Source organism: Consotaella aegiceratis (assembly GCF_036541425.1).
Taxonomy (GTDB): Bacteria; Pseudomonadota; Alphaproteobacteria; order Rhizobiales; family Rhizobiaceae; genus Consotaella; species Consotaella aegiceratis.
Genome location: NZ_JAZHFT010000097.1, coordinates 1 through 4696 on the forward strand (window position 1 = coordinate 1; position 4696 = coordinate 4696).

The window sequence follows — 4696 nt, forward strand, 5'->3', positions numbered from 1 at the left end:
ATCAAGAAAAAGCCGATAAAGCGTCTGACTACAACGATTTGTTCAAGCTGAACGCCTGATGTAGCAAAGCCACTTCTAGTGGCTCAAGCGCAGCGTTCCAAACCTCCGCCTCTGGCGGAGGTCATGACTTGCGTTTGGATGGGAATGTCTCGTGTGGACACAGCGTCACCCCCTCCGGCGACCGACAACTGTCACTCATTCTTCCAAGCGGACTTCTAGAACACCGTCGGTGTCGTCCATGTCGGTTGTTGTGACTGTTGGGCTCTTGGGATCAAAATTCCTCCCACCCGTCTTTCGAGGGCGCCTCAGCAGCGGCTGCTCCTCCTGAACCAATTGTCTTCATTTGGACGACCGGCTTGGGTACGAGGCGCTGAGCCGGCGCGGCTGCTTGACGGCGCGCCGTTCGGGCGCCCTGCGCTTGGTGGCCGGCGCTCGCAGCCGTCTTGAACTGGGCGATGAGCCGCGCGAGCTGGTCGGTTTCGCTCGCCAACGTCTGCGCCGCGGCCGTTGTCTCCTCGACCATCGCAGCGTTTTGCTGCGTCACCTTGTCCATCTGATCCGCGGCGGTGGAGACCTCCTTCAGGCTGACCGCCTGCTCCCGCGCGCTCGCAGCAATCCGTGTGACGACTGCCGACATCGAAGCCACTTGGGCGACGATATCCTCGAGGCTCTTGCCGGACGCGGTCACTAGGCCGACGCCATTTTCTACATGCTCGTGTGATGCCGAGATCAGATCCTTGATTTCCCTGGCCGCTTCGGCCGAGCGCTGGGCCAGGGCACGCACTTCCTGCGCGACGACAGCAAAACCCTTGCCGGCCTCGCCGGCGCGGGCCGCCTCGACACCGGCGTTCAGCGCCAGAAGGTTCGTCTGGAAGGCGATCTCGTCAATCACTCCAATAATCTTGCCGATCTCTTCGGAGGACTTTTCGATCTGGGCCATCGCTTCCACGGCCTGGCCGACGATGTTGCCGCCTTTTTCGGCATTCTTTTGAGCCGCTTCGGCCGAGACCTGAGCCTCTTCAGCACTCCTTGCGGTCTCATTGACGCCGCGGGTCACCTCGCCAAGGGCGGCCACCGTCTCTTCCAGGCTCGCTGCCTGCTGTTCAGTACGCTGGGCAAGATCGCCGGTGGCGGTGTTGATCTCGTCGAGGCCGGAGCGCAGAGACCCGATGGAGCCGATGACCGACCCGAACGTTGCCTCCAGCTTTTCTACCGACCCGTTGAACTCGACGCGGATACCCTCGTAATCCATAGCCACAGGGCGTTCGAGACGAACAGTCAAGTCGCCCTCCGAAAGGCGATGAAAGCCGCCCTCGATGTCGGTGACGAACGCCTTCAGCTCCGCGGCCTTCTCCTGCTCTTCGGCGGCAGCCGCCGCCTTCTGGCGCTCGACCTCCTGGCGCTGAGCCCCGGCCGTCGCCTCCAACTCGCGGCGTTCGGCCTCCGACTGACGGAAGGCGGCCATGGCCTCACCCATCTCTCCAATCTCGTCCCGGCGCCCTGTCAGGGAAAACTCGTCGTCAATGTGACCCGCCGCCAAGCGTCTCATGGCCTCCGTGAGATCGCCCAGCGGGCGGATAACGGTGCTGCGCATCACGAACAGAACCGCGACGAGGATGACGAGCGCCACCAACAATCCGGCGATCTGGAGCGTGACGGCAAAATCGGAGGCGCTCATCGACTCGGCCGTGAGTTCTTCAGCGAGTTCAGTAGCGGCGACGACGATCTTGTCGACCACCGCGCGGTGCGCTTGGTAGTCTTTGTGGATGTCGTTGAACATCGCGATGACGGCGGTCTCGTCGCCGCTCCGAAGGGCGGGCAGGAATTCCTGCTGGATATCGTCCCAAATGTCTTTGACGTGAGTGTCGGACTCGCGGAAAAGAGCTTTGACCTCCTCCGGAAGGTCCGACGTCTGCCAGTACGCTTCGCGCTCCTCGTAGGCAGCCTTCAGCTCGGCGATCTTCGACTTCAGCTCGTCGGCACTGACATAATGGTCCCGCGCCAATGTGGTGTAGAGAAAAGCCTCGATGACGTAGTTGGGCGGCGGCAGCACATCGGCCAAGAGATCCTTGGACTCCACGATGGCGTTGTGGGCTTTGCCGCCGACAGCGTTGAGCTCGAATTCATAAAGACCCAACACGCTGGTGCCGACCAGGATCAGGCCGATGAATCCGAACAAGGCTTGCAGTTTCGTCGCGATACGCATCACCACGTCTCCAGAATGAAACTGCAACTTTACTGGCATGAAATCCTTTATTTTTCTCCAAGCATAATTAAGATATGCCAATAATAAATAATTTTTACTAATAAGACTTGTCGTTGAGCGGGTCCGCTTTGCTATGGGGACGTTGTCCGGCCCCGCACAGTTGCTCGACAGGCCTAGAGTCCGCCCAAGCGACAAATGGATTTATCGAGCCACGGAAACGGCATGGGGAAGCAATTCGGTCTATTAGCTGGATCTGCAGCGACGCGCCCCGTTTATTCGTGGTCTACGACCAGACGAACCAGCCGGTAGCGAGCATCACGATACCCGAGAGGACGAGCGTCCTGTTGGACGTGAGGATCGGTCGGAGGAGTGTCTGTCAGTGCTCGCGCCGCATCTGGCCTTGCCGCAGCAGTTTCCATGCCATCCGCCACCGTCCGAGGCGAGGGTGATCGTGCCACCACAGCTCACGGCGAAAATAGGGCTCGGTCTCGTCTAGTTCTTCAGGTGTCGGCCTCATCCTGACTCTCACCTTTTGCGGCGATCTGGAGCGCGTCATCGGGCGCCACTTCGCCCGCGTCCAAACGTCGAACTCCTCTGCCGTGGTCAGGATCACCGGTATCGCTTTGGGATGGACGGCGCCGCGACGGTCGGCGTCGGGGCCATGTTTTCAGTCGGCTCCGGATGAACCCCAGTCAGTTCGCGCAACAGGTGGCTATGGCCGATCCCATATCCACTCCATCTCCATCTCCAGCGACCGGGTGCGGGATGCGGATTCGGTCGATACCGGCCTGGACTGCGCTGGAAGAGTACCCCCCGGGAAAGGGTAGCCAAACATGAAAAAAGCCCGGAAAACCGGGCCTTTCAGATCTCTATGACGAGAAGAAGTGGCTGGGGGACCTGGATCCCCAGCCAGATGCATACTAACTCTCTGCGGCGCTTCGCTTTTTCGGCCCAGAAGCCGCGTGGGCATCACCTTTGTGCCCTGGAATCGGGCACGACGTCAACGGGCGGACAGGGCGAAAAAGGCGGCGTGAGCGAAGGCATCCGCGGCGTACTCAACATGAGGCGCGGTTCTCCGAGCTCGAAGGTTCGCAGCTTCTGTTCGCCGGGCGCGGCTGATGGCCGACGGAAGGGCGAGGGGCCGTCCCTGCCGGCTTTCTCGACACCATCGTTGTGGCCGTAGCGCAGACCAACGATTGCACCGTTGTGGCGTCCGGCGAGCGGCACCTCCGGCCTGCCGACGGAAGGGTCTTCTTGACAAAGTAAGGAATTTTCCTTACCTATATCGAGGGTCGAACTGGAGCTGAACCATGGGCGCTCTGTTGAAGGAAGAAAGCACGATCACCGCCAAAGGCCAGACGACTGTTCCCAAGAGCGTTCGTCAGGCTTTGGGCGTGGACTACGGCGGACGCATCGCCTTCTTCGTCGATGATCAGCACCGGGTCTATGTCGAGAAGGTGACGGAAGAGACGAGTGATCCGGTGGTTGATCGCTTCCTCGAATTTCTGGCGCGGGACATGAGCAAACACCCTGGCACATCTGTCGCCGCGCTCCCCGCCACCCTGCGCGATCGCGTGGCCGCGGTTGTCGGGGACATGGACGTTGACCTCGATGCCGAGATCGAGGGGGATGTCGCGCTGTAGCCATGCTGACGATCAATGGCTGGACCATTTTTGCCCATCCCCTCTTTCTCGATCAGTTGGAAAAGCTGACCGCTGCGGTCGAAGCGTTGAAGGCGAAGAAGCCCGACGACTATCAAAGAAACGCGAACACCAAGCTCTTGGCCGCTTTGAACAAGCTTGTGTTCCAGACAATCCCTGCCGATCCGACCGCAACCGTCTATCGGCAAGGATCGACGCTCGGCGAGACGCACAAACACTGGTTCCGGGCAAAGTTCGGCAATGGGCGCTTCCGCCTGTTCTTCCGCTACGACTCGACCGCGAAAATCATCATCTTCGCTTGGGTGAATGATGAAACGACTTTGCGGACCTATGGCGCGAAGACCGATGCCTATAAGGTTTTCAAAGGGATGCTGGAGGATGGCAACCCGCCCGACGATTGGGCTGCGCTTTGCAAAGCCGCGTCCGATCAGGCCGCAGTTGAACGGCTGGAAAGGGCTTCGCCCTCAGATCCATGACTGCGGCCTCATCCCGGCCGAACCGGGAAGCGTCGCTGGGCCAGCCGCCAGCATGGAACCCGCATGCGCCCGAAGGCGCCGGGCGTGGGCCGCATCCTTCATCGTCTTCGAAGCGGTGGCTAGTCAGTTCGCAGTAAAAGTGGTATTCATTGCTGACTGCCAACCTATGGGAGTGGGTGATGGCTGAAGACTTGTTCGCCTCTGAGTGTCTGATCCGAAATTGAGGTGAGTGGTATCAGTGGGTTAGCTTGACAGCCTCGCCGGCCGTTGATTCAGGGGTTTTGCCAAAAACTACCTTGGATCAACGATGTGGACCGATACCACTCGCGCACAGCATGCGCGCACCAGCCTGG

3 protein-coding genes are annotated in these 4696 nt (G+C 60.1%); 2 read left to right on the plus strand and 1 reads right to left on the minus strand.

Translation table 11 applies throughout. The annotated features are described in order from the left end of the window. Positions 1–271: 271 nt before the first annotated feature. Entirely contained in the window at positions 272–2401 is a 2130-nt protein-coding gene (locus tag SMD10_RS24900) for a HAMP domain-containing methyl-accepting chemotaxis protein (protein ID WP_331688423.1), read from the minus strand. A 1115-nt stretch (positions 2402–3516) separates the two neighbouring features. On the opposite strand from SMD10_RS24900, the gene SMD10_RS24905 reads away from it, so the two are divergent. After that, positions 3517–3849, plus strand: coding sequence for a type II toxin-antitoxin system PrlF family antitoxin (locus SMD10_RS24905; protein ID WP_331688424.1), 333 nt, complete (start codon positions 3517–3519; stop codon positions 3847–3849). Positions 3850–3851: 2 nt separating this feature from the next. Next, positions 3852–4343: a type II toxin-antitoxin system YhaV family toxin gene (locus SMD10_RS24910; protein ID WP_331688425.1), complete on the plus strand. Its 492-nt coding sequence runs from the start codon at positions 3852–3854 to the stop codon at positions 4341–4343. Positions 4344–4696 lie beyond the last annotated feature (353 nt).

Coding starts and splice junctions, on each gene's coding strand:
- SMD10_RS24910 (WP_331688425.1), top strand. CDS start 3,852: ATGCTGACGATCAATGGCTGGACCATTTTTGCCCATCCCCTCTTTCTC.
- SMD10_RS24905 (WP_331688424.1), top strand. CDS start 3,517: ATGGGCGCTCTGTTGAAGGAAGAAAGCACGATCACCGCCAAAGGCCAG.